General features: G+C 67.1%; 21 protein-coding genes. 14 read left to right on the top strand and 7 right to left on the bottom strand.

What is annotated here, in order from left to right; translation table 11 throughout:
• Positions 1-631: 631 nt before the first annotated feature.
• The 5 genes from ABQJ54_RS13870 to ABQJ54_RS13850 all read right to left on the bottom strand — a co-directional run bounded on the left by ABQJ54_RS13870 (position 632) and on the right by ABQJ54_RS13850 (position 4,874).
• Positions 632-1,897, bottom strand: coding sequence for an EAL and HDOD domain-containing protein (locus tag ABQJ54_RS13870; protein ID WP_367854897.1), 1,266 nt, complete (start codon positions 1,895-1,897; stop codon positions 632-634).
• A 99-nt stretch (positions 1,898-1,996) separates the two neighbouring features.
• Positions 1,997-2,443 (bottom strand): flagella synthesis protein FlgN, encoded by a 447-nt coding sequence (locus ABQJ54_RS13865; RefSeq protein WP_367854896.1) that lies wholly within the window; start codon positions 2,441-2,443, stop codon positions 1,997-1,999.
• The gene (gene flgM / locus ABQJ54_RS13860) at positions 2,440-2,763 is read right to left on the bottom strand and encodes a flagellar biosynthesis anti-sigma factor FlgM (RefSeq protein WP_367854895.1); all 324 of its coding nucleotides are present in this window, start codon (positions 2,761-2,763) and stop codon (positions 2,440-2,442) included. Before flgM ends, ABQJ54_RS13865 begins: the two co-directional genes overlap by 4 nt.
• 102 nt (positions 2,764-2,865) lie before the next feature.
• Positions 2,866-3,573 (bottom strand): flagellar basal body P-ring formation chaperone FlgA, encoded by a 708-nt coding sequence (gene flgA, locus ABQJ54_RS13855; protein WP_367854894.1) that lies wholly within the window; start codon positions 3,571-3,573, stop codon positions 2,866-2,868.
• Positions 3,570-4,874: a methyl-accepting chemotaxis protein gene (locus ABQJ54_RS13850; RefSeq protein WP_367854893.1), complete on the bottom strand. Its 1,305-nt coding sequence runs from the start codon at positions 4,872-4,874 to the stop codon at positions 3,570-3,572. The genes flgA and ABQJ54_RS13850 overlap by 4 nt, the downstream gene beginning before the upstream one ends.
• A gap of 192 nt (positions 4,875-5,066) precedes the next feature.
• On the opposite strand from ABQJ54_RS13850, the gene ABQJ54_RS13845 reads away from it, so the two are divergent.
• The 13 genes from ABQJ54_RS13845 (at position 5,067) to ABQJ54_RS13785 (ending at position 17,955) form a co-directional block, all read left to right on the top strand.
• The gene (locus ABQJ54_RS13845; protein ID WP_367854892.1) at positions 5,067-5,999 is read left to right on the top strand and encodes a chemotaxis protein; all 933 of its coding nucleotides are present in this window, start codon (positions 5,067-5,069) and stop codon (positions 5,997-5,999) included.
• A 168-nt stretch (positions 6,000-6,167) separates the two neighbouring features.
• Positions 6,168-6,596: a flagellar basal body rod protein FlgB gene (gene flgB, locus ABQJ54_RS13840; RefSeq protein WP_367854891.1), complete on the top strand. Its 429-nt coding sequence runs from the start codon at positions 6,168-6,170 to the stop codon at positions 6,594-6,596.
• Positions 6,596-7,039, top strand: a complete 444-nt coding sequence (gene flgC / locus ABQJ54_RS13835) for a flagellar basal body rod protein FlgC (RefSeq protein WP_367854890.1) — start codon at positions 6,596-6,598, stop codon at positions 7,037-7,039. Before flgB ends, flgC begins: the two co-directional genes overlap by 1 nt.
• A 10-nt stretch (positions 7,040-7,049) precedes the next feature.
• Entirely contained in the window at positions 7,050-7,760 is a 711-nt protein-coding gene (locus tag ABQJ54_RS13830) for a flagellar hook assembly protein FlgD (RefSeq protein WP_367854889.1), read from the top strand.
• Between the two features lie 37 nt (positions 7,761-7,797).
• Positions 7,798-9,018 (top strand): flagellar hook protein FlgE, encoded by a 1,221-nt coding sequence (gene flgE / locus ABQJ54_RS13825; RefSeq protein WP_367854888.1) that lies wholly within the window; start codon positions 7,798-7,800, stop codon positions 9,016-9,018.
• Between the two features lie 20 nt (positions 9,019-9,038).
• Entirely contained in the window at positions 9,039-9,779 is a 741-nt protein-coding gene (flgF, locus tag ABQJ54_RS13820; protein ID WP_367854887.1) for a flagellar basal-body rod protein FlgF, read from the top strand.
• A 28-nt stretch (positions 9,780-9,807) separates the two neighbouring features.
• Complete coding sequence (gene flgG, locus ABQJ54_RS13815; RefSeq protein WP_367854886.1) at positions 9,808-10,593, top strand: flagellar basal-body rod protein FlgG; 786 nt, start codon at positions 9,808-9,810, stop codon at positions 10,591-10,593.
• A 17-nt stretch (positions 10,594-10,610) separates the two neighbouring features.
• A complete protein-coding gene (flgH, locus tag ABQJ54_RS13810) occupies positions 10,611-11,294 on the top strand; it encodes a flagellar basal body L-ring protein FlgH (protein WP_367854913.1) in 684 nt (227 codons plus the stop codon).
• A gap of 18 nt (positions 11,295-11,312) precedes the next feature.
• The gene (locus tag ABQJ54_RS13805; RefSeq protein WP_367854885.1) at positions 11,313-12,620 is read left to right on the top strand and encodes a flagellar basal body P-ring protein FlgI; all 1,308 of its coding nucleotides are present in this window, start codon (positions 11,313-11,315) and stop codon (positions 12,618-12,620) included.
• Between the two features lie 12 nt (positions 12,621-12,632).
• Entirely contained in the window at positions 12,633-13,649 is a 1,017-nt protein-coding gene (gene flgJ / locus ABQJ54_RS13800) for a flagellar assembly peptidoglycan hydrolase FlgJ (protein ID WP_367854884.1), read from the top strand.
• A 22-nt stretch (positions 13,650-13,671) separates the two neighbouring features.
• Positions 13,672-15,564: a flagellar hook-associated protein FlgK gene (gene flgK, locus ABQJ54_RS13795; RefSeq protein ID WP_367854883.1), complete on the top strand. Its 1,893-nt coding sequence runs from the start codon at positions 13,672-13,674 to the stop codon at positions 15,562-15,564.
• Between the two features lie 13 nt (positions 15,565-15,577).
• Positions 15,578-16,795: a flagellar hook-associated protein FlgL gene (flgL, locus tag ABQJ54_RS13790; RefSeq protein WP_367854882.1), complete on the top strand. Its 1,218-nt coding sequence runs from the start codon at positions 15,578-15,580 to the stop codon at positions 16,793-16,795.
• A gap of 59 nt (positions 16,796-16,854) precedes the next feature.
• The gene (locus ABQJ54_RS13785; protein WP_367854881.1) at positions 16,855-17,955 is read left to right on the top strand and encodes a DegT/DnrJ/EryC1/StrS family aminotransferase; all 1,101 of its coding nucleotides are present in this window, start codon (positions 16,855-16,857) and stop codon (positions 17,953-17,955) included.
• A gap of 63 nt (positions 17,956-18,018) precedes the next feature.
• On the opposite strand, the gene ABQJ54_RS13780 is transcribed toward ABQJ54_RS13785, so the two are convergent.
• Positions 18,019-18,981, bottom strand: a complete 963-nt coding sequence (locus ABQJ54_RS13780; protein ID WP_367854880.1) for a WxcM-like domain-containing protein — start codon at positions 18,979-18,981, stop codon at positions 18,019-18,021.
• Between the two features lie 61 nt (positions 18,982-19,042).
• A complete protein-coding gene (locus ABQJ54_RS13775) occupies positions 19,043-23,176 on the bottom strand; it encodes a glycosyltransferase (RefSeq protein WP_367854879.1) in 4,134 nt (1,377 codons plus the stop codon).
• 351 nt (positions 23,177-23,527) lie between these two features.
• On the opposite strand from ABQJ54_RS13775, the gene ABQJ54_RS13770 reads away from it, so the two are divergent.
• Entirely contained in the window at positions 23,528-24,769 is a 1,242-nt protein-coding gene (locus ABQJ54_RS13770; RefSeq protein ID WP_367854878.1) for a flagellin N-terminal helical domain-containing protein, read from the top strand.
• Positions 24,770-24,793: the final 24 nt, after the last annotated feature.

Below are 24,793 nucleotides of genomic sequence, written 5' to 3'. Positions count from 1 at the left end.
GCACCTCGCATGCAAGAGTAGGTCACCGCCAGGGGCTTTATCCCTCAAACGCCCCCACCGATATCGGTGGGGGCGTTTGCTTGTGCGGCTTCGTCGTATGTCGGTGCCACGGATCGGCGCCGCGGCCAGAACGGCGCCGCGATGACTCCCGATCGGGACAGGGTTCCCTGGCTTTTCGCTGCTCATCCTGCGCGTGGGCCGCAGGGGGCATCCTTGGTGCTTCCCCAGTCGCGAGCCAGACCCGGCACGGACGAAATATCTCGCTGGGCAATCATTGTCAGGCAGACGGCGGCTTCCATCTGTCGACCGGGACGGAGGCTCCATTGCCGCGGACAACGCCTAATTGCGAGCAGTGCCTGCGCACAGGAAGATGCGCCGCTCCCGCGCGCATGCGATGGATCGTTTCATGGCGAGATCTCGCCGGCACACAAAGAAGGTGGGGTGAGCCGGGCCGGGACGTCTGTGCCGAGCGGCTGAATGGCCCGGCTGGCTGCGATTGCTGCCCCGGATTGCGCGCCACGGTCTACCGTCAAGTCGTGTGGACTCACCGCCGGCCAGGAAGTACGAAAGCGCATCGGTCACCTGACGCGCCCTCGGGGCCGGAATACTCGCGGCCTTCCGCATAACCCGTTTACTGCACGCTCTTCTCGTTCGCGCTGGCGTAGACCTGATCGGCCCACTGGGTGGCGTTGAGATAGATCGTTGCCAGGCGCTGGATGCGTTGCGGCGGTACCTGCTCGCTGGTCAGCTCGTTGGCTTCCCAGGCAAGGATCTGCTGCAGTATCGAGGCAAACGGGCCGCCGCGGCCGGTCAGCGCATCGCTGATCTCCGGCGCCAGGCGCAGCTGGGGCAGCAGGAATTCCATCGGCGCGCACATCAGGGTGTCGAGCAGCGAGAACAGGCCGACGGTGAACGCCATTTCGGCATGGCCATGCGGCATGCCCTGGGCCAGCTCCTCGCACATGTGCGCACGGATCAGTGCGGCACGCAGCAGTTCCGGCGGGCGGTCGTCCATGCTGCACATCGCCATGGTGTCGACCCAGTTGCGCATGCGGGTGACGCCGAAGAAGATCGCGGCCTGCTGCACCGACTTCAGTTGCCGCGGCAGCGCGAAGTAGGCCGAATTGACGCAGCTCAGCAGCTTGTAGCTGAGTACCGCGTCGTCACTGATGATGTCACCCAGCTCGACCGGGCCCGGATTGCTTTCGTGCAGCGCCCCCATCAGGCGCAGCATGCTCAGGCGGTTGGCGGTCAGCACGGGAACGGCTATTGGCTGCGACACAAGCAGATAACGTCCCTGCACCGCTTCCAGCGGCAGCTGCACGCAACGTTCGTAGGTGGGGTGATCGTTCACCTGGCCGACCACCACGTGGAGGCCGCGCGCATGCAGGTATTCGGCACGTTGCGCCAGCAGCTCCGGCGAAAGCTGGCTGACGTCGAGCCGGACCAGTTGCACCATCTGCAGCAGGGCTTCGAGCGGCAGGCTGTTGTCGAGATCCTGGTGGCCCACATCCAGCATGAACTGGCAGCCGCGCTGCGCCATCAGCTGCAGGCGCTTCAGCAACGCCGCGTCGTTGGCCACCTGCGGTTGCAGCACCATGCCCAGCCGCGGCTGGTGCAACAGCACGTCGGCATCCTCCGGCAACAGTTCGACCGGGAGGTTCAGGAAGGCACGATTGCCGCGTACCAGGCGGGTCAATGCACCGTCGGTGATCATCGCCAGCACGCTCTGGAGCAGAGCTTGTTCGTTGCCGCTTTCGCGGTGGAACAGGAGCTCGTAGGCGAACAGCTCGCGCTCGCGGTTGAGCAGCGGTACGCGCAACAGCGGCAGCGGCGGGGCGACGCCTTCGTAGGGCGCGGGTTTGCTGGCGGCGGCAGGGGTGGAGGAGGGACTCATGATCGATCCGGCGTCGCGTTGGACGGTGGGGCGCGCCGCAGCCGGCGGCGCGCTGGAGATGCCGCTGTGCGTGTGGGCGGCGATGTATTCATCCCGACTTTATGCGGCCGCCAGCGGGCGCGAACGCTTGCTGGCGTGCAATTCCCCGCTGCGGCCGTAAAGCCCGCTGCTGCTGTCCGCACCGGTCAGCACGGCCAGCGCCTGGCGCACCAGTTGCAGGCGCTGGTTGACGATGCCGCCGTTGCGCTGGTTGAGCCGATGGCAGTGCTGCAGCGATTGCACGATGGCGGTCCAGGCCGGATCCGGCGCAGCCTCGGTTTGTGGCTGTTCGCGCGCCAGCTGGCGGCGCTCGGCATCGAGTTGCTCCAACTGCTGCATCAATGCCTGCTTGTGCGTGCCCGCCTGGCCGAGTGCTTCGGTGTCGCCGGCGTCGAGCGCGCCATGCTCGGCCTCGAGGACCTGCACGAGTTGATCCAGCGCCTGGTGCATTTCGCCCTGCACGGCCGCCAGGGCCTCGCCGAACTCCTGCCGCAGCGGCGAGTTCATGCTTTGCCCGTGCCGCCGAGCTGCTGTTCCATGGCGATCATGCGGTCGGCGATGCGGCCGGCGTCGACCTTGTAGCTGCCGTCGGCCAGCGACTGGCGCACGCGTTCCACCCGTTGCGGATCGACTGCGGCCGTATTGGTGCGCGCGGCCTGCTGCAGCGCCTTGGCCGAGTCGGTCAGCTTGAGCTGGTCGTCGCTCTGGGCGGTGGAGGTGCCGGCACTGGCGACCGTAGCGGAAGATTCCGTCGCCGCACCGCTGCCCTGCTGGCTGGTGGCCTGCGGGAGTATCGGCAAACCGTTTTTGGAAATGGTCGTGTTCATGCGTCCGTTCTCACTGCGGAGTGGCCCTGTGAATACAGCATCGGCGGGGGGCGCGGAAACTTTAGGGGTTGGGAAGTGGGTAGGGAAGCCAATGGGTGGTGCTCAGGGCAGGGCAAGCACCACGCCCGGCGCATGGACCATCGCGTCGACCACCTTGCCCGAGCTTTCGTTGCGCACGAGCAGGCGGGCGCCATTGTCGCCGCTGCCCAGCGCCACGCCGTCGGCGCGCACCACGATGCCGCCAAGGTTGGCCACGACCTGCACGTGATCGCCTGCGGACACCATGCGCCGGCCGCCCAACGCGGCGGGAGTGAGCACGCTGCCGCTGGGCAAGGCGCGGGCGAGAGTGCGTCCGGCCACCTGGTCGAGGCTGTCGACGTAGCCATAGCCAAGCCGGGTCACGTCGCGCTCCTCGGCGTGTACGTCCGCCGGGCGCAGGCCGTCGCCGCGCAGCAATGCCCGGTTGGTCACCAGCACGGGGCGGAACAACTGCAGTTGCACCTGCACGCGCACCGTCCAGCCGGCGGCCTGGGGGCATTGCACGGGCACGCTGATGCGCGGCGCGGGGCGGATGGCGTCAGCCAGCACGGCGCGCAACGGCACGCTGCACGGTGCCAGCCGCAGGCGCGAGTCGAGCGGCGTGGCCTGGACCGTGATGCGGCTGCCGGGCAGGTCGAAACGGGCACGCACGGCCTGTTCGGCAGCGGCTCGCACGGCGTTCGGCGAGGGCGCGGCGGCAACGCTGACGACCGGCAGGCCCAGCCATGCCAGTGCGAGCAGTCGGCCGGCATTGGCGCTGCACCCGCTCACGCGTCAGCCAGCAAGGTGTCGAGTTGTCCCAGCAGCGCATCGCGACCGGATTCGATCTGCCGCGACAACACGGTGGCCTGTTCGCCCTCGCCGTCGCACAGCAGCGTGACGAAGCGATTGCCCTGCTCACACAGTTGCGCACCCGCTTCGGCGAGGCTGGCGGTGGCCGGATGGCCCGGGCGCAGCGCGCCCAGTCGCTCGACGCTGCGCCGGATCGTATGGGTATCGAACCAGCGCCGATCCAGCGCGGCAGGTTCGAGCAGGGCCAGTTCGGTCGCCTGACGCAGGTTGAGGGAGGCTTCGCGCACGGTCAGGCTGAGACTGCCCGGGTCGTTGCCGCTGATGCCTTCCAGCCAATCCAGGCCCAGTCGATGGGCGAGCAGCGCGGCGCGCTGCAGCGAATCGGACTGGCGCCTCGCCTCGCCGGCGCGGCGCTGCAGCGCGCCGAGTGCGGCCTGGACGCTGGTGGCGCGCGCATGCTGCGCGTCGTGGTTCTGCTGCAGCTTGTGGACGCGATCGCCGGCCGCGCGCAGTGCCCGGCTGCCGGCGTCCAGGGTGGTGCCCGACTGCGCCGCACCGGCCTGGGCACGCTCCAGCTGTTGCAGGCTGTGTTGCACATCGCCGTCCAATTGCGTGGAGAAGTCGCCGATCGAGCCCGTGACACTCTCGATCTCGGCGGTGGTGAGGGCGGTCTTTTCCGCCAGCTGCTTGACCTCGTCGGCCACCACCGCGAAACCACGGCCGGCCTCGCCGGCACGCGCAGCCTCGATCGCCGCGTTCAGTGCCACCAGGTTGGTCTGGTGGGCGATTTCCTGCACGGTGGCAGTGAGCTTGCGGATCTGCTCCACCTGCTCGGCCAGCTTGCTCTGGTTGCGGTTCATCGCCGCGAGTGCGCTGCGCAGCAAGCGCAGCTGGCCGTCGACCTCGCTGACGCTGCTGCTGCCGGCGTGGCCGGCCTGACTGGCCAGGGCCAGTTCGGCGTCCACCTGTTGCAGCGCCGTCGAGATACCGGCGCTGCCATCCGTCAAGCGATCGACGCTGCCGCGGCCGTCGGCGGCAGCCTGGTCGAGCGCCGCCTGTTCGCGCGCGAGTTGCTGCACCGCAGCCAGCACCAGGCTCTGCTGCTCCACCGCCTGCAGCGCCACCGCCGCGGGCGGGCGGCTGGCCACGCGCGCCAGCAGCGGCGCCAATGCCTGCGCGGTGCGCGGGTGCTGGCGCCGCAGCGCGGCAACCCGCGCTTCGTCGCCGGCAGCGGCGGCTTCCACCAAGGAGGCGAGATGCTGATTCCAGATCAGGCTCATGGGACGGACATCACCTTTGTCGAATGTGCGGCAGGGCTGTTGCAGGGGACTGCATCGTCCAAAACCGTCGCAGCTTGAGGAAGCAAGCCGCGTGCCATTTCCCCGGGGGGAGGGCGCTCAAGCGCACGCCGGTGCGGTCGATAGCGTGCACGTATGGCCGCTGCGGCGGTGGATCATTCACGAGGAGTCCGCATGGGTAGCACCTTGCTGGAAAAGGTGGAGCAACACACCCGGCTGGCTGGCCACAACCGGGTGGCCATGCTGCTGTTCCGGCTCGGCAACGCCCAGTTGTTCGGCATCAACGTGTTCAAGGTGCGCGAGGTGATGCGCCGCCCGCCGCTGGAGCGCATGCCGGGCGCGCACGCCTTGCTGGCCGGCAGCTGCGACTACCGCGGGCAGACCATCCCGGTGATCGACTTGGCCGCTGCGCTGGGCTACCCGCCGCTGCGCGACGTGGAGTCGGCGCACCTGATGGTCACCGAGTTCAGCCGCTCGGTGCAGGGCTTCCTGGTCGCCGACCTGCAGCGCATGGTGCAGTGCGACGGCGACCGGCTGGAAGCGCCGGCCGCCACGCTGGGCTTCGGCGCGCAGGTCAATGCGGTGACCCGCGTGGACGGCGCGTTGCTGGCGGTGGTGGACGTGGAGCAGGTGCTGGCCGGCATCGACGCGGCGCCAGCCGAACTGTCCATGCAGATGCAGCGCATGGCCGGCGCACGCGCGCTGGTGCCGCGGCGGGTGATGGTGGTGGACGATTCACTGATCGCCCGCCGCCGCCTGGTCGAGCTGTTCAGGCAGATGGACATCGAGTGCGTGGTGGCGCAGGACGGTCGCGAGGCGCTCGAACGCCTGCGCGGGCTGGCCGCCGCCGATCCGGCCGAAGGTGTCAGGCTGGTGGTTTCCGACATCGAGATGCCGCGCCTGGATGGCTATGCGCTGACCCGCGCGATCCGCGAGGCGCCGGAGCTGTGCCGGCTCAAAGTGGTGCTGCACAGCTCGCTCAGCGGCATCTTCAACGAGGCGATGGTGAAGGAGGTCAAGGCCGACCGCTTCATCGCCAAGTTCCAGCCGGACCTGCTGGCGCAGGCCGTGCTGGAGCTGTTGCCGGCGGAACCGATGGCCGGCTGAGTCCCGGCGGGCGCCCGCGACAGGGCGTCAACAAACCGACTCCTCCCCGGAGCCACCTGCGCGGCACCGGGTCACGAACCCTGCCAGGCCTGTCGTGGCAACGGTTTCGACATGGTGGCATGCAACTTGCCTCCAGCTCCCTGCGGCAACCGCACGCGGAGCAAACCGATGAGTCCCATCCCGCAAAACCTGTTCGGCATCCACACCCAGGCGCTGGATCTGTGGCAGAGCCGTGCCGGTGTGCTGGCCAACAACCTGGCCAATGCGGACACCCCCGGCTACCTCGCGCGCGACATCGACTTTCGCAAGGCACTCTCCGCGGCCGGCGGCAGTGGTGACGGCGACCTGCCGCTGCAGGCGCCCACCCCGGGACAGATCGGCAACGGGCAGATCGGCAGCGGACCGAACGGCGAGGCTGGTTCGGCCGCGCTGGAGTACCGCCTGCCGACGCAGCCCAGCATGGATGGCAACACCGTCGATACCCAAGTCGAGCAGGCCGACTTCGCCGCCAACAGCGTGCACTACCAGGCCAGTCTTTCCTTCATCACCGCGCAGATCCACATGCTGCGCACCGCCATCACCGGAGGGCAGAGCTGATGTCGCTCTATTCCATCTTCAATGTGGCCGGTTCCGGCATGGCCGCGCAATCGCTGCGGCTCAACACCGTGGCCAGCAACCTGGCCAATGCCGAGAGCGTGTCAGGCACGCCCGAAGGCGCCTACCGCGCGCGCGAGCCACTGTTCGCCACTGCGCAGAAGCAGCAGCTCGCGCAGCTCGGCGGCGGCAATGGCAGCCCCGGCGCCGAAACCGGCGAGGGCGTGCAGGTGCTCGGCATTACCGAAAGCCAGGACGCGATTCCCCAGCGCTATGAACCGGGCAACCCGCTGGCCAATGCCGATGGCTATGTCTACGGCAGCAACGTCAACCCGGTGGACGAACTGGTGAACATGATCTCGGCGTCGCGCTCGTACCAGAACAACGTCGAAGTGATGAACACCGCCAAGCAACTGATGCTCAAAACCCTGACCCTCGGCCAGTGAGTTCTCCGCCATGACCACGATCAACACCAACGCTACGTCCTCTACCAACTCGGCTGGTTACGGTTATTCGGGCACCAGCAGCACCGGCAGCGGCACGAGTTCCCTCAGCGGCGCTCTCGGCAGCTCGATGAGCCAGGCCGACTTCCTGCAACTGCTTACCGCCCAGTTGCAGGCGCAGGACCCCACCAACCCGATGGACAACACGCAGTTCGTGTCGCAGTTGGCGCAGTTCAGCCAGCTGGCTTCTACGCAGGATCTCGACACCACCGTCAACAATCTCTCCAGCCAGGTCACCAGCGCCATGCAGACCTCGCAGGTGCTCGGTTCGGTCGGCCTGGTGGGACGCAATGTACTGGTGCCGTCCGACAGCCTCAGCTATGCCGGCAGCGCCACAGGCGGGGCAGTCGGCGTGACCAGTGCGTCTTCCGACGTGCAGCTCGTGATCAAGGACGGCAGCGGCAAGGAGGTGCGCACGATCGACCTGGGCGCCCAGCAGCCCGGTCTGGCCAACTTCAGCTGGGATGGCACGGACGACAACGGCAACCCGGTGCCGGCCGGAACCTACAGCATCACGGCGGCCGACCAGGGCGGCAACGCGCTTTCCACCTATGCCAGCGGCGTGGTCAGCGGCGTGGGTTACGGCGGCAGCAGCGTGGGTACGTATGTGCAGGTAAATGGCGTGGGCGGCGTGCCGCTCAGTTCGATCGCGCAGATCAACTGATCGCCGACAACAACCCTTTCAACGAGGCAACGAAGTCATGGCACTCAATCAAGCACTCAGCGGCCTCAATGGCGCGCAGTCCGATCTCAATGTCATCGCCAACAACATCGCCAACGCCAATACCACCGGCTTCAAGGGCTCGCGTGCGGAGTTCGCGGACATCTACGCGGTGAGCGGCGTCAACCTCAGCGCCACTGCGGTGGGCAGCGGCACGCGCATGACCGACGTGGCGCAGCAGTTCGCCCAGGGCGACATCGAGACCACCGGCAACAGCCTGGACATGGCGATCAGCGGCAACGGTTTCTTCGTGGTGAACACCGGCAACGGCTATGCCTACACGCGCGACGGCGCGTTTCAGCAGGATGCGAGCGGCAACGTGGTCACCCAGGACGGCTACAAGGTGCAGGTCTACCCGTACAGCGCCGCCAGCAGCAGCGTCGATACGAGCACGCTGACCAACCTGAACCTGGTCACCGCGCAGAGCGCGGCCACGCCCACCACCTCGGCAACGATTACTTCCAACCTGCCGGCGGACGCCACCGCGCCGACACTGGCCTTCGATCCCACCAATCCGGCCACCTTCAACAACTCGACCACGTTCACCGTGTACGACAGCCTCGGCTCGTCGCACCAGGCCACCGCCTATTACGTGAAAACCGGCACCAACACCTGGGATGCGAACCTGTACGTGGACGGCCAATCCGCTGGCACGCAGGCGTTGACCTTCAACTCGTCCGGCATGCTGACCACGCCGGCCAACGGCATTGTCACCTTCAACTCGTTGAACTACGGCAACGGCGCCAATGCGCAGGCCTTGTCGGTCAATTTCAGCCAGACCACGCAGTACGGCTCCGCCTATGCCGCCGGCACCATCAGCCAGAACGGTTACACCGCCGGCGCACTGTCCTCGATCAACGTCGACAGTAAGGGCGTCGTCACCGCCAATTACTCCAATGGCCAAAGCAGCGAGCTCGGCCAGCTGGCGATGGCCAACTTCCAGAACCTGCAGGGCCTGACCCAGCTCGGCAGTGCCAGCTGGACGGCCAGCACGGCCTCGGGCACGGCGGTGATGGGCGCGGCCGGCAGTGGCCAGTACGGCACCATCCAGTCCGGCGCGCTGGAGGAATCCAACACCAGCGACACCACCTCGCAGCTGGTGGACATGATCCAGGCACAGCGCGACTACCAGGCCAATGCGCAGGTGTTGTCCACCGACAACACGCTGGCCACCACGCTGTTCAACGCCGTCTCGCGGTAAGCCCGTCGAGGCAGGTCGCCATGGATCGTTCCGTCTACATAGCCATGACCGGGGCCGCGCAGATCATGCAGGCCCAGGACGTGGTGAGCCACAACCTGGCCAACGCCAGCACCACCGGCTTCAAGAGCGAGCTCGACGCGTTCCAGAGCCTGCCGGTGCTGGGGCAGGGCAGCCCCACGCGCATCAACGCGGTGGCGCAGGGCATCGGGCTGGACGACACGCAGGGCAGCTTGCAGCAGACCGGCCGCCCGCTGGACGTGGCGGTGCGCGGACCGGGCTGGATCGCGGTGCAGGCGCCGGACGGCAGCGAGGCGTACACGCGCGCCGGCAGCCTGCAGCTTGCCGCCGACGGCACGCTCACCGACGCCGCGGGCAACCCGGTGATCGGCAGCGGCGGGCCCATCACCATTCCCGACAGTTCGCAGATCGTGATCGGCAGCGACGGCACCATTTCCGCCGTGCCGCTGGGGCAAGGGGCGGACTCGCTCAGCCAGGTCGACCAGATCAAGCTGGTCAACCCCGATTCCGCGCAGCTTTCCAAGGGGGCGGACGGCCTGCTGCACATGAACGACGGCAGCAGCGCCGATGCCGACCCCGGCGTGCAGCTGGTGTCCGGCACCCTGGAAGGCAGCAACGTCAATCCATCGGAAGAACTGGTGCGGATGATTTCGCTGTCGCGCCAGTACGAGATGCAGGTGCGGTCGATCAAGACCGCCGAAGACGACGCCGACGAAAGCATCAAGCTGCTGCAGTCGAACTGAAGCAAACCACTCTCAGCGGAGCCATCCCATGTTCTCCTCACTCTGGATCGCCAAGACCGGCCTCGATGCGCAACAGACGAATCTGGATGCCATCTCCAACAATCTGGCCAACGCCAGCACCACCGGCTTCAAGGCTTCGCGCCCGGAGTTCCAGGACCTGATGTACCAGAACCTGGGCCAGCCCGGTGCGCAGACCACCCAGCAGACGCAGTCGCCCTCGGGCCTGCTGATGGGCACCGGCGTGCGCGTGGTGGCCAACGAAAAGATGTTCACCCAGGGTGCGATCTCCCAGACCGGCAACGCGCTGGACGTGGCGATCCAGGGCCGCGGTTTCCTGCAGGTGACCATGCCCGACGGCACCACCAACTACACCCGCGATGGTTCCCTGCACACCGATGCCAACGGCCAGATCGTGACCGCCGACGGCTATCCGATCGAGCCGGCCATCACCATCCCGCAAAGTGCGCAGAGCATCACCATCGGCACCGATGGCACGGTCAGCGTCACCCTGGCGGGACAGGCCGCGCCGCAGCAGGTGGGCGTGCTGCAGATGGCCGATTTCATCAACCCCGCGGGCCTGCAGTCCGCGGGCCAGAACCTGTACCAGGAAACGGCTTCCAGCGGCACGCCGCAGACCGGACAGGCCGGCGTGAACGGCATGGGCACGCTGCTGCAGGGCTCGCTGGAATCCTCCAACGTCAACGTGGTGGAGGCGATGGTGGACATGATCCAGACCCAGCGCACCTACGAGATGAACTCCAAATCCATCAGCGCCGCAGACGACATGCTGCAGACGCTCACCACCAAGATGTGAGGCCGGTCGTCGTGCGCATCGAGGCCCTTTTCCCGTATTCCGCCCTCGCATTCGCGTTGCTCCTGCTGTCGGGCTGCGCCGTCATGCAGCAGCAGAAGCGCGACGACGCGATGTGGGCCGCCACGCCGCCGGAACCGGCGCAATCGGCCCCGGTGGCCGATGGCTCGATCTATCACGACGAGCAGGGCATGGAGTTGTTCTCCGACTCGCGCGCGCATCGCACCGGCGACATCCTGACCATCGTGCTGGTGGAGAACACCCAGGCCGTGAAGAAGGCCAGCACCAGCACCAGCAAGACCGACAAGACCAGCATCGGCGCGCCCACCATCTTCGGCCACACGCTCAAGGTGGGCGGCCAGGCGGCCAGCATCGGTACCGACGGCGACCGCAGTTTCGACGGCAGCGGTTCCAGCAGCCAGAGCAACCAGCTCACCGGCAACATCACCGTCACGGTGGTGAAGCGCCTGGCCAACGGCACCCTGATGGTGCGCGGCGAGAAGTGGCTCACCATCAACCAGGGCCAGGAGCTGATCCGCATCGCCGGCATCGTGCGTCCGCAGGACATTGGCCAGGACAATTCCGTGCCTTCCACCCGCGTCGCCGACGCCAGGATCTCCTACACCGGCCGCGGCACCCTGGCCGATGCCAATACGCAGGGCTGGCTGTCGCGCTTCTTCAACTCCAAGTGGATGCCCTTCTAAATGAAACTTCATGGGCCCATGACGCTGAAGACTGCCGCGCAGCACGGGCGTGCGAACCCGCACACCGCGTTCGCCCCCTCTCCCCTGCGGGGAGAGGGTTGGGGAGAGGGGACACGCTCGCGCGGTGCTGCTTTGGCTTCGCTTTTTGCCCGTTTCTCCAACCTCTTCCGCCAGTCCCGCCCCTCACCCCGGCCCTCTCCCCAAAGGGGAGAGGGAGAAAAATCCGCGGCGATCGGATTTGCCATTGCACTCTTCGCACTGCTCGCCCCCCCCGCCCACGCCGACAAGATCCGCGACCTCGTCTCGGTGGGCGGCGTGCGCGCCAACCAGTTGATCGGTTATGGCCTGGTGGTGGGCCTGGACGGCTCCGGCGACCAGACCACGCAGACGCCGTTCACCACCCAGAGCGTGGAGAACATGCTGCAGCAGTTCGGCGTCAACATCCCGGCAGGCGTGACCGCGCCGCAGCTGAAGAACGCCGCCGCGGTGACCATCACCGCCGAGTTGCCGCCGTTCGCCAAGCCTGGCCAGACCATCGACATCACCGTGGCCTCGATCGGCAACGCCAAGAGCATCCGCGGTGGCGAATTGCTGATGTCGCCGCTGCGTGGCGCCGACGGCAACGTCTACGCGATGGCCCAGGGCAGCGTGGTGGTGGGCGGCATTACCGCGAGGGGCAAGAGCGGCAGCAGCGTGGAGAAGAACATCTCCGCCAGCGGGCGCATCCCGAATGGTGCCACGGTGGAGCGCAGCGTGCCTTCCGCGTTCGCTGGTACGGACGACCTGCGGCTGAACCTCAACACGCCGGACTTCACCACGGTCTCGCGCATCGTGAGCACGATCAACCGCACCTACGGCGCGGGCATCGCGCACGCGGTGGATGGCGGCACGGTGGACGTGCGCGTGCCGCAGGATCCCACCCAGAAGGTGGCGTGGCTGGGCTCCATCCAGGAACTGGACGTGACCCCGGGCGACCCGCCCGCGCGGGTGGTGGTGAACTCGCGCACCGGCACCGTGGTGATCGGTTCGGACGTGCGCGTCTCTGCGGCCGCGGTGGCGCATGGTTCCATCCAGGTCACCATCAGCGAGCAGCCGCAGGTCAGCCAGCCGGGAGCCTTCAGCAAGGGCCAGACCGTGGTGGTCCCCTCCAGCAACGTGCAGGTCAGCGAGGATGGCGGGCACATGTTCAAGTTCGGCCCGGGCGTGAGCCTGGACACCATCGTGCGCGCGGTGAACCAGGTGGGCGCCTCGCCCAGCGACCTGATCTCCATCCTGCAGGCGCTGAAGCAGGCTGGTGCGCTGCATGCGGATCTGGTGGTCATCTAGCAAGCCACTGCCATGAGTAACGCCGCGCTGCCCGCCAACACCTCGCTGAGCACCTGGACCGACCTGTCCGGGTTCAACCAGCTGCGCGCGCAGGCGCAGAGCGACAGCAAGGCGGTGCTGCCTGCGGTGGCCAAGCAGTTCGAGGCCCTGTTCACCCAGATGATGCTGAAGTCCATGCGCGAGGCCAGCGACAGTTTCGGCGACGCGCTGGGCGACAGCGAGGCCGGCAAGGCCTATCGCGACATGTTCGACCAGCAGCTTTCCGTGAGCCTGTCCCAGAGCGGCAAGGGACTTGGCATCGCGCAGATGCTGGTTCGCCAGCTGGGCGGCCAGGCCGCGCCGGCTTCGGGTGGCCCGGATGCCGTCGGCGATACGGACGGTTCGACGAGCGATCCGGCGGACGACTCCGACGATATCGGCGATCCCGCCAAACTGCCGGCCACGGCCGACCAGTTCCAGCGCCGCCTCGCCAATGTGGTGGAAGCAGGGCGCAAGCTGGGCCGCAGCGCGATGAAATGGCTGCCGCAGGACGCGCGGGAGTTCGTACACGCGCTGGCACCCTATGCCGAGGCCGCGGCGCAAAAGCTGGGCGTGTCGGTGCGCAGCGTGCTGGCCCAGGCTGCGCTGGAAACCCAATGGGGCAGGCACATGCCACGCAGTTCCACCGGCTCCACCAGCTTCAACCTGTTCGGCATGAAGGCCGGCAGCGACTGGGATGGCCAGAAGGTCAGCGTGTCCTCGCTGGAGTACGAAGATGGCGTGGCGGTGCGCCGGCACTCGCAGTTCCGCGCCTACAGCTCGCCGGCGCAGTCGTTCCAGGATTACGCCAATCTGATCGCCTCCAGCCCGCGCTACGCCGCGGCGCGCGGGCATGGCGACGATGTGCGGGGCTTTGCCAATGCGCTGGCGCGTGGCGGCTATGCCACCGACCCCGACTACGCCGAGAAGGTCAGCGCCATCGCCAACAGCCCGCAGATGCACGAGGCGCTGGCGGCCCTGAAGAATTCGGCCGGCCTGCCGAACCAGTAGTCGAATTGCGGAGTTTTCGGTCATGTCCAGCTTGTTGAACATCGGTGTCACCGGCCTCAATGCCGCCCAGCTTGCCTTGCAGGTCACCGGCAACAACATTGCCAACGCCAGCACCGCGGGCTACAGCGAGCAAAGCGTCCAGCAAGTGGACATGGTGGGCCAGAACAATGGCCGCTACACCATGGGCACCGGCGTGGACGTGATCGGGGTGCAGCGCGCCTACAGCCAGTACCTCACCCAGGCGCTGTGGAGCAGCAACAGTGCGATGCAGGGCGCCACCACCACCAGCAACCTGGCCACCGCGTTGAACGGCCTGTTGCAGAACAGCGGCAACCTGCAGAGTGCCCTGGACAGTTTCTACGGCGGCTTCAACGCCGTGGCCAATGCGCCGAGCGACCTTTCCTCGCGGCAGGCGTTGCTGGGCGACGCGTCCACGCTCACCGCCGCCTTCAACACCTTCGGCCAGCAGCTCGACCAGCAGCGCCAGCAGGTCAACTCGCAGATCTCCAGCACCGTCGGCGACATCAACTCGCTGGTCAAGCAGATCGCCGCGCTCAACACCAGCATCAGCCAGGCCGGCAACACCCAGCCCAATTCCCTGCTCGACCAGCGCGACGCTCTGGTCAACCAGCTGGCGGGCGATACCGGCATTTCCGTCGCCGCGCAGCCCGACGGCACGCTGAGCATCTACAGCACCTCCGGCCAGGTGATGGTGAGCGGCAGCTATTCCTACGGTTTCCAGGTGGGCAGCAGCCCCTACGACACCAGCACCACCGACGTGCTCAACGCCAGCGGCACCGACATCACATCGAGCCTCTCCGGCGGCACGCTGGGCGCGCTGTTGTCGTACCGGACCAATACGCTGGACCCTGCGCAGAACCAGCTGGGGCGCGCCGCGCTGGCCGTGGCGCAAAGCGTCAACGCGCAGCAGTCCCAGGGCCTGGACCTGAACGGCAACCAGGGCGGTGCGCTGTTCAGCGTGCCGGGCCCGGTCGTCGCGGCCGCGGCGGGAAACCAGGGCAGCGCCACGGTGGGCGCCAGCGTGAGCGACATCGCCGGGCTCACCAACGACAACTACGTGCTCACCTACACCGGCAGCAGCACCGCGCCCTCGGTCAACGGCTGGTCGCTCGCCACCACCAGCGGCACCTCGGTGGCGATGACCGCCAACGCCGATGGCACGCTGTCGGCCAATGGCCTCACCTTCACGGTATCCAGCGGCGCGCAGGCCGGCGACAGCTTCCAGATCCTGCCCGCCCAGAACGCGGCCAGCGGCATCGCGCTGGCCACCAGCGACCCGAATGCCATCGCAGCGGCGGCGGCGCTGGCCGGTACGCCCGCCAGCGCCAACACCGGCGGCGCCACGGTAGGTTCGGTGAACGTGACCGACAGCGCCAATGCCAACCTGTTCGCGGGTGCCACGGTGACGTTTGGCGCGGGTGGCAGCTACACCGTCACCGACGGCGAGGGCAATACCACCAGCGGCACCTACGCCAGCGGTTCGCCGATCCAGTTCGATGGCTGGAGCATGAGCCTCAGCGGCACACCGGCCAGTGGCGACAGCTTCACCGTGGCCAAGAACAGCAGCGGCCTGAACGACAACTCCAATGCGCTGACCCTTGCCGGACTCGGCGACGTCGGCGTGCTCGATGGCGGCAAGACCACCACGGTGGCCGCCTACGCCAACCTGACCAACCAGATCGGTCTGGCCGGCAGCATGGCGTCCAGCAACCTCACTACCCAGACCGGCCTCTACAACCAGGCGACCAGCGCGCAGCAAAGCCTGGCGGGCGTCAACCTGGACCAGGAGGCGGCCAACCTCATCAAGTACCAGCAGGCCTACCAGGCCTCCGCGCAGGTGATCTCCACCTCGCAGACCCTGTTCTCCAGCCTCATCACCGCCATCCAGGCCTAATGGGAGTTTGCCCATGATCCGTGTTTCCACCAGCTGGATGTACCAGCAGGCGCTGGGCTCCATGCTCAGCCAGCAGGCGGCGGTCGCCAACACGCAGAACCAGGTGAGCAGCGGCCAGCGCATCAACCTGGCTTCCGACGATCCTGCCGGCGCCACGGAGGTGGTGTCGCTCAACCACGTGCTGGCCAACAATGCGCAGTACACCTCCAACATCAACAACGCCAACGCGCGGCTCTCCACCGAGAGCAGCACGCTCGACTCCTTCAACTCGCTGCTCAACCAGGCGCGTTCGATGGCGATCCAGGGCATCAACGGCACGCTGTCGGCATCCGATCGCCAGGATATGGCCACCCAGCTCGTGCAGATCCGCGCGCAGCTGGTGCAACTGGCCAACACCTCCGACGCCAACGGCAATGCGCTGTTCGCGGGCACCAGCACCACGACGACGCCGTTCGTGCTCAACAGCGATGGTTCGGTGACCTACAACGGCAACGGCACCAACCAGATGGCGACCATCGGCAACGGCCTGAACATCCCCAGCAGCGACAATGGCGCCGCCCTGTTCATGAACATCCCGCAGGGCAACGGCTCGTTCGCCGCCAGTGCCGCGGCCGGCAACACCGGCACCCTGCTGGTGGGCGCCAGCAGCGTCACCGACACCAGTGCCTGGAACGCGGCCACCGCCTCCGGCCCGGTGGACTACACCATCAGCTTCGACGGCGCCGGCAACTGGACGGCCACCGACTCCGGCGGCAACACGGTGGCCACCGGTGCCTACAAGGACGGTGACAGCATCAGCTTCAACGGCATGAGCATCGCCCTGAGCGGCACGCCCAATGCCGGCGACTCGGTGAGCGTGCAATCCGGCCAGACGCAGAACGTGTTCGCCACGTTGACCAACATGATCAACGCACTGAACGACACCAGCTCCAGCAACACGAACACGCAGCTCAGCAATACCCTGAGCCTGCAGATGGCGTCGCTCGACCAGGCGCAGAACCAGGTTTCCGCCACCCAGACCGACGTGGGCGGCCGCCTGAACCGCCTGAGCCAGCAGCAAAGCGCCTACAGCGGTCTCACGCTGACCTACCAGACCGTCCTTTCCGGCGTGCAGGACACCGACATGGCCAGCGCCATCAGCCAGCTGGAGCTGCAGACCACGGCGCTGCAGGCTTCGCAGCAGGTGTTCGCGAAGGTACAGGGGATGAGCCTGTTCAACTACCTGCAGTGATGGGCGAGCTTTCCGCCACGGCGGCAGTCCATGAGCCTGGTGCATCGGCGCCCGGGACGATGGTGCCGGTCAATGACCTGACCCGCCATGTGGGGCCGCTGCGGCAGCAGTTGAACGACGTGGCCGGACAGGTGATCGCGAGCGGCTGCTTTGTGCTCGGGCCGCGGACGAGTGCGTTCGAGTCTGCGTTTGCCAGTTATTGCGGTGTCGAAGAGGTCGTCGGGGTGGCCAATGGCACCGACGCACTCGAACTGGCGCTGCGTGCGCTCGGAGTGGCGCGTGGGCATGCGGTGGCCATGGTCGCCAACGCCGGCATGTACGGTGCTACCGCGGCCCTGGCTTGTGGTGCGACGCCGTGCTACGTGGATGTGGAAGCATCCTCCGCCACCATGGATCCGGCATGCCTTGAGCGCTTGCTGCGGCAAACCGGCACCAGGCCTGCCGCGGTCATCGTGACGCACCTGTACGGCCGGCTCGCGGACATGCCGCGCCTGTGCGAGGTGGCGCGTGCCTACGGCGTGCCCGTGGTCGAGGATTGTGCCCAGGCGCATGGCGCCAGGGGCAAGGATGGTCGTCGTGCAGGCAGCTACGGCGACGTGGCCTGTTTCAGCTTTTACCCCACCAAGAACCTGGGTGCGCTGGGTGACGGCGGTGCCGTGGCCACGAACGATCCAGCGCTGGCAGGGCGCGTGCGCCGGTTGCGCCAGTATGGCTGGTCGGCGAAGTATCGGAACGAACTGGCAGGTGGGCGCAACAGCCGGCTGGATGAACTCCAGGCGGCATTCCTGTGCGTGATGCTGCCGTTGCTCGACGGCTGGAATGCGCGGCGCCGCGAGATCGCCGAGGCTTATTCGCGAGGCATCGTCCACCCGCGCATCCAGGTTCCCGCGGTTGCCGGCGAGGAATACACGGGGCACCTGTACGTGGTGCGCAGCGCGGACAGGGTGGGCTTGCAGGCGCATCTTGCGCGCCTGAATGTCGCGAGCGAGGTGCATTATCCGATTGCCGACACGCAGCAAACGGTCATGGCCCGCATGGGGGGCATGCCGGCGTTGCCGGTGACCGAGGCGCTGTGCGGCAGCGTCCTGAGCCTGCCCTGCTTTCCCGAGCTTGATGAAGTCGAAGTGGCCAGGGTGATCGAGGCCTGCAACGCCTGGTAGGCCTCACGGCGCCGCGGGCGGGAAATGCCGCGCATGGCCGGCTCGTGGCGGGTCGGCTCGTCGTCAGCGGTTGCCGACGGAACGGACGGACTCGCCACCATGCTTCGCGAAATCGAGGAACGTGCCGTATTCCCTGATGTAGTCATCGGGGTCGTAAAGGTGCGAAGCGAACACGAGAAGCAGCGCGTCGGCGGAGTACTTGTACTGGATGCCCCAGGTCATCGGGGGCAGGTACAGGCCGAGGTTCGGCCGATCGAGGACAAATTCCTCACGGTTCCTGCCGTCGTCGGCGACGACGTGCACGCTGCCGCGAGCGGCGATCAGGAACTGGTGGCATTGAAGGTGGGCATGTTCGCCCCGCACGTCCGCCGTGGGGACGTCGTAGACGATGAAGTAGCGCTTCACGACAAAGGGGATCTCGCGCTCGAACTCTCCGGCCGAGAGGCTGCCGCGCAAATCGGCGACTGCGTTGAACATGTGCATGCGCACCCCGTTCACGCGCGATGAACCGGGGTCCTGCGCCGGCACGCTTGCCGCGGTCTTTTGTGCCGGCGAGGTTTCGGCTCCGGCATATCCGACGATCCGCGCGGGGTTGCCGACGACGATCGCATGGGGGGGCACCGAGCGGGTCACTACCGCGCCCGCGCCCACCATGGCGTTGCGGCCGATGCGCAAGCCGGGAAGGATGGTGGCATTGGCGCCGATCGACGCGCCGCGCTCGACGACGGTTCGCGGAAACGTCGCCGGATGGGTCTTGCTGCGCGGGAAATGGTCGTTGGTAAAGGTGGCGTTGGGACCGACGAACACCTCGTCTTCCAGGGTTGTGCCGTCCCAGAGCTGGACGCCGCACTTGATGGTCACCTTGTTTCCGACGGTCACGTCGTTCTCGATGAACACGCCGTCGCAGATGTTGCAGTCACCGCCGATCCTTGCGCCCGGAAGGATGTGGGCGAAGGCCCAGATGCGGGTGCCCTCGCCCACATGGGCGGATTCGCAAAGCCCGTTGGGATGCAGGAAATACTTCATGGTGCCTGTCCTGGGAGTCGTATCGGCATGAGGCTGGACGGGTCGGCGCACCCCGGTCGCGCTAGTTCGGCAGCCAGGCATCGCGCCAGGCGACCAGGTTGTCGCCGGAGAGCATCCAGTCGCGATGGACCACCTCGCGCAGCGCATCGCCCATGCGCGCCGTGGCGTCGAGATCGGTGGTGTGCATGCGAATCGCGTCTACCCATTCCTTGTAGCGGTTGCGCACGCGCGTCACCGGCAGGTCGTCGCGGTAGCAGACGATGTCGCTGCAGATCACCGGGAAGCCGCAGGCGCCGTATTCGAGCAGGCGCAGGTTGCTCTTGCAGGCGTTGAACAGGTTGTCTTCCAGCGGCGCCAGTGCAAGGTCGAGATTGAGCGAGGCCAGCTTGGCCGGGTATAGGGCGATCGGTACGCCTTGGTGGAACTCGTGTACGTGCGGGCGCAGTTTTTCGGGGCACATGCCGAGGAAAACCCATTCCACTTCGTCGGCCAGGTCGCGCACCACGTCGGCGATGAGCTCCAGATCTCCGCGATGGCTGCCGCCGCCACCCCAGCCCACGCGGGGCTTGGCGCCCTTGCGGCGCTCGCCGCGCACGTCGCCCCACCAGTCCACCGGCAGGCGGTTCTGCACCACGCGGATGTCGCTGTGCAGGTCGGCGAATGCCTCGGCCAGCGGTGCGGTGGATACCACGAAGCGGTCGGTGAGCGCCACCGACTTGCGCAGGGACTTCATGATGTCCCTGGGCATGTCGCCGCGGTGCGCGCTTTTGATCGGCACGTTGGGCAGGTAGTCGTCCAGCTCGTAAACCTTGAACGCGCGGCTGAATTCGCGATAGCTGCGCAGCACCTTGATCTGGCCGTCGGTGTACTGGCGCTGCAGCACCAGCGACGCGGGCGCGAAGCGCTCCATCAGCACCGGGGCCAGGTGCATGTTGCCGATCATGCCTTCGGCCAGGCCGTCGCGCCGCATGGCGTGGAAGGGCTGCATGACGCGGTAGTGGCCGCAGCCGGTTTCGTCCGCGGCGATGCAGAACAGGTTGGGCAGCGCGGGATGCTCGAAGGGTTGCCACGCCCTGGCGCGCACCTCGGCGAGGTCGAAGCCGTTGCCGTTCAGGCCCAGGTTGCGGTTGTAGGCGGGATCGCGCGCCAGCAATGGCAGCCACTTGCGGTACATCGCCTCTTGCTCGCCCTTGAAACGTGCCGTCTTGGCTTCGCTGGCGGTCTTGTCCACCTTGGTCTGGCTGACGCTGCCTTCGTGCATCAGGCGCGCGTACGGCGTCCACACCGTGAGGTAGCCGGCCTTGTGTACCTTCAGGCAGAGATCGACATCGTTGTAGGAAACCTTGAAGTCCTGCTCGTCGAGCCCGCCGACTTCCTCGTACACCGACTTGCGGATCATCAGGCAGGCAGCCGTGACGATGGTGTAGTTCTGATCCACCTGCAGTCGATGCATGTAGCCGGAGGCATCCATCGCATCGCCGATGTAGAGGTGGTCGGCAGGGCCGCGCAGGCCGAGGATCACGCCGGCGTGCTGGATGCGTCCATCCGGGTAGTGCAGCTTGGCGCCGACGATGCCTACTTCCGGCCGCTGCGCATGGTTGAGCAGCGTCTCGATCCAGTCCGCCTGCAGCACGGCGGTGTCGTTGTTGAGCAGGATGAGGTATTCGCCGCGCGCCTGCGCGGCGGCGAAATTGTTGATCGCGGAGTAGTTGAACGGATGCGGCCAGCGCAGCACGCGCAACTGCGGATTGCCCAGCCGCTCGATGCCGTCGAGGTAGGCGCAGGCCGCCGGCTCGCGGCTGTCGTTGTCCACGATCAGCAGTTCGTAGTTCTTGTAGCTGGTCTTGGCGAGCAGGCTGTCGATCAGGCCGTTGAGCATCGGCAACTGGTCGCGCGTGGGGATGATGATGGAGACGGGCGGCTGGCGCTGGTGCTGGTAGGTGATGCGGTGGGAACCGGCAAGCACGCCGGGGTGGATTTCGTGCGCAATGCCAAGGCGTTCGAGATGGCCGGCCAGCGCCTGCCTGCCCAGCAGGCCGGTGTCGGGCGCGGCCAGCCACGTGCCGAACGGAACCGCCGAGTGCAGGATGGGTTCGGCAACGTGGCCGATACTGCCCAGCCCGAATTGCTCGATGCAGCGGAACACGTGGTCGTAGGCGGCCATCGCGCCGGCCTGCTGTTGCAGGCCACCGGCGGCGAGCAGGTGCTCGCGACGCATGGCCAGCATGCGTCCCGTGTAGGGGTAGCTGCGCAACAGATCCAGGTTCACGTCCGGCTTGAGGATCGGGGCCGCCGGGCCTTCGGGCAGCCAGGTGTCCTCGTCGGCGTAGCAGCAGGAAAGCCCGGGGTGTGCAGTGGCCGTGTCGGCCAGCAGCAGCAGGGCGTCGTCGGCAAGCACGTCGCCCGCTTCCAGCGGCAGCAGCCATTCGGCGGTGCTGGCGGCGGCGATCTCATTGCATGCGGCAACCCAGCCTTCACCCAGCGGGCTTGTCGCGACATGGCCCGGCAGGACGGCGGCAGGCTCGCCCAGCACCGTGACAGCCCGTGCGGGCAGGGACTGCCTTTCCAGCGATTGCAGCGTGCGTTCCAGTTGCTCGGTGCTGCCCGTGTCGGTGACCAGTACGTGGAAGCTGCACGCAGTGCTGATGCGTGCGCGCGCCGCCGTGACGCGGTGGCTGGACAATTGCTGCGTGCCCAGCCACCGGCGGTAGTACTCGTCGGGGGAGAGCGGGCGGAATTCGAGGGAGGCATTCGGGGCCGTCGACTGCGAAGCTTCCGCCATGTTGTCGGCCAGCTTGCCGAGCAGCACGTCGAACAATTCCACGCGGTGCGATGTGGCGCTCTCGTCCAGCTCGATGAGGGGCAGTTGCGCGGCCTGCTTGTACAGCGCCTCGATCTGGCCCTGGAACAGGGAGTCGTTGTGGCACAGGCGCAGCATGTCGCCCACGAGCCGGCCGCGCTGGGCCCGCAGCGTGGGCGAATCGATCAGCAGGCGCAGCTTTTGCCGGTAATCGTCGACATCGCGCGAGACATAGAGCGGCGCAGGGATCGCATCCATGTCGACGGTGAATCCGCAATCGGTCCACGCTTGCGGGGCGAACTTCAGCACGGGCTTGCCCAGGGCCGCCGCTTCGCACATCGCCGTGTTCGACGGGAAGGGGGCGACATCGAGGTAGATGTCGCAGGAGGCGTAGGCGGCGCGCAGCACATCCGGCTCGGCAATGTTGCCTGCCAGATGGACGCGCTCCGGGCAGCTTGCGGCGAGATGCGTGCCTGCGGGATCGGACGAGGGCCCGACCAGCAGGACATGCACATCGGGCCGTTCATCCAGCAGCGGGAGCAGCAGGTCGGCCAACGAGACGCCGTCGATGGGCATGAACTTGTAGGCTGCACCGCAGGACATCAGCAGCGGCGCGTCCGGCGGGATGCGGTAGCGCTCGCGGACGTCGATCCCGGGGGGCTGGTCGAGCGTGGCGAAATCGAGCGGGATGGGGACCCAGCCGATCTGCGACGGGGGCACGCCCCGGCGCATCGTGGCGATGCGCGTGGCGCTTTCAGTCAGCGAGACGATAAGGTTGCTGGTGCTGGCGCCATTCCAGAATGCGTGGCTTGCGTGATCCTCGAACAGCACCGTCGGTGGCGAATCCATGCCGGCCAGGGCCACCACAGGCAGCGGGTCGTCGGGATGGATGTGCAGCACCACCAGGTCGGCGTCGGCCAGGCAGTCGCGCAAGGCGCGCACGAGTCCCACCTCCGAGTCCGAGGAAAGCGTTGCCAGCGCGGCCTGACGGTTCCCGGTCAGAGCCTCGATCATGGCCGGGATGGGCGTATTGCCCTGGCGCGTGGTCACCAGCGTGTGCCTGGAATGCTGATCCAGCGCAATCCACCGGCAGGCCAGCCGGGTGTGGCCGCCGGTGTCATAGGCGCGCGAAACTACCGACACCACATGGCGTTGCCCGCCCGTCTCCCGCTTGCGCGGCGTTTCGGCGGGAATGGCCTGGCCGATGCGCGCCAGCAGCGCTTCCAGCCGCGGGGACGCGAAGATGCCGCAGCCTTGCAGCCATGCCAGCGCGGAGGCATTGGTCGCCAGCTCGATCGCATGCTCGAGGTCGTTGGCACCGATGGCGGCCTCGATGCCATCGAGCATGCCCTGGAACCTGGCGTGGTTTTGCGCGAGGCGTTCTTCTATCTGCATCGATGCGGATTCCTGTGCGCGACCGGACGAAGGGTGTTCCGTTCCTGCCGGCATGCGGTTGGGTTGGCGCAGCTTTGCGCCGCCGGTTTTCCGTCGCGCAAGGCCTGCCCAAGGGTCAGGTAGCAAGCATGGTGCCAATCCGTGCAGCCCTTTCGAGGGGCCATCGGAAGCCATCCCCCTGGAGGGGAAGGGGATGTCGGGCTGCGCATGTTCCGTGCCAACCGAAAATAGGGCTCAAGAACCCTGCGCCAGCGCCGAAACTTCCCCTGAGGCGGTTGGCACTCCGGTCTAAGGAGCACCGCCGGAGAACGTATCCGACAGCTTCAAGACCGACCCTTCAGGAGACATCCCATGTCACTGGTTATCAATACCAACATTGCTTCGCTGCAGGCGCAGAACAACCTGGTCAGCTCGCAGAACGCGCTGAACCAGGCCACCGAGCGCCTGTCCTCGGGCCTCAAGATCAACAGCGCCGCCGACAATGCGGCGGGTTACGCGATCGCGAACCGCTACACCACCCAGATCGGTGGCCTGCAGCAGGCCAGCTCCAACGCCTCGGACGCCATCAACCTGGCGCAGACCGCCGGCAGCGCGCTGGACCAGGTCACCGCCAACCTCAACGCCATCCGCGATCTGGCCGTGCAGGCCGCCAACGGCACCTACTCCGCCACCGACCGCGCTTCGATGAACCAGGAAGTGCAGCAGCGTCTGTCGGAAATCAGCCGCATCGCCAACCAGACCACGTTCAACAACGCCAACATCCTGAACGGCGCGCTGGGCAACACCACCTTCCAGGTGGGCGCCAACGTGGGCCAGACCATCAGCGTGAACCTGCAGACCAACGTGCAGGCTGCTGCCATGGGCGGCGTCGCGGCCTTCGATTCGGGCAACCTGAGCGGTGCGTTCCAGACCTCCGGCGGTGTCGCCACCGGCATGGACCTGAGTTCCGTCACCATCGGCTTCACCGGCACCAACGGCACCACCGGCAGCGTCACGTTGTCGGGTACGGCCAACAGCGCGCAGTCGCTGGCCGATGCCATCAACTCCCAGACCAGCGGCGCCGTGAATGCGTCGGTGGATGGCAACGGCGGCATCAACATCTTCTCCAGCGTGACCAATTCCAGCATCAGCGTTTCGGGCGGCACGTTCGACGCAAGCTCCGCTGCTGGCAGCGGCAGCACCCTGATCACGAATGCCAGCTCGGGTGGCGTGGCCGGCGTTGCTTCGGGTGCCTACACCGCAGGCACCGCCATCGCTGCCGCATCCAGCGGGTCGAGCGGCATGCTGGCCAACGGCGACGTGTTGACCGTTTCCGACGCCAACGCCCTGATCACCCAGGTCGACTCGGCCCTGTCCACGGTCAGCGACTTCGCCACCCAGCTGGGTGCGGTGCAGAACCGCTTCCAGTCCACCATCTCCACGCTGTCGGCGCAGACCACCAACCTGCAGTCCTCGCAGTCCACCATCCAGGACGCGGACTTCGCGGCCGAAACGGCGGCACTGAGCCAGGCCAGTGTGCTGCAGCAGGCGGGCATCTCGGTGCTGGCGCAGGCCAACTCCAACCCGCAGATGGCGCTGAAGCTCCTGCAGTAACGGCGACCAGGGAACCGCCCGCGC

Source organism: Rhodanobacter lycopersici (genome assembly GCF_040812335.1).
GTDB lineage: Bacteria > Pseudomonadota > Gammaproteobacteria > Xanthomonadales > Rhodanobacteraceae > Rhodanobacter_A > Rhodanobacter_A lycopersici.
The sequence above is the reverse complement of the archived record's forward strand: the minus strand, read 5'-3'. Positions and strand labels throughout refer to the sequence as shown.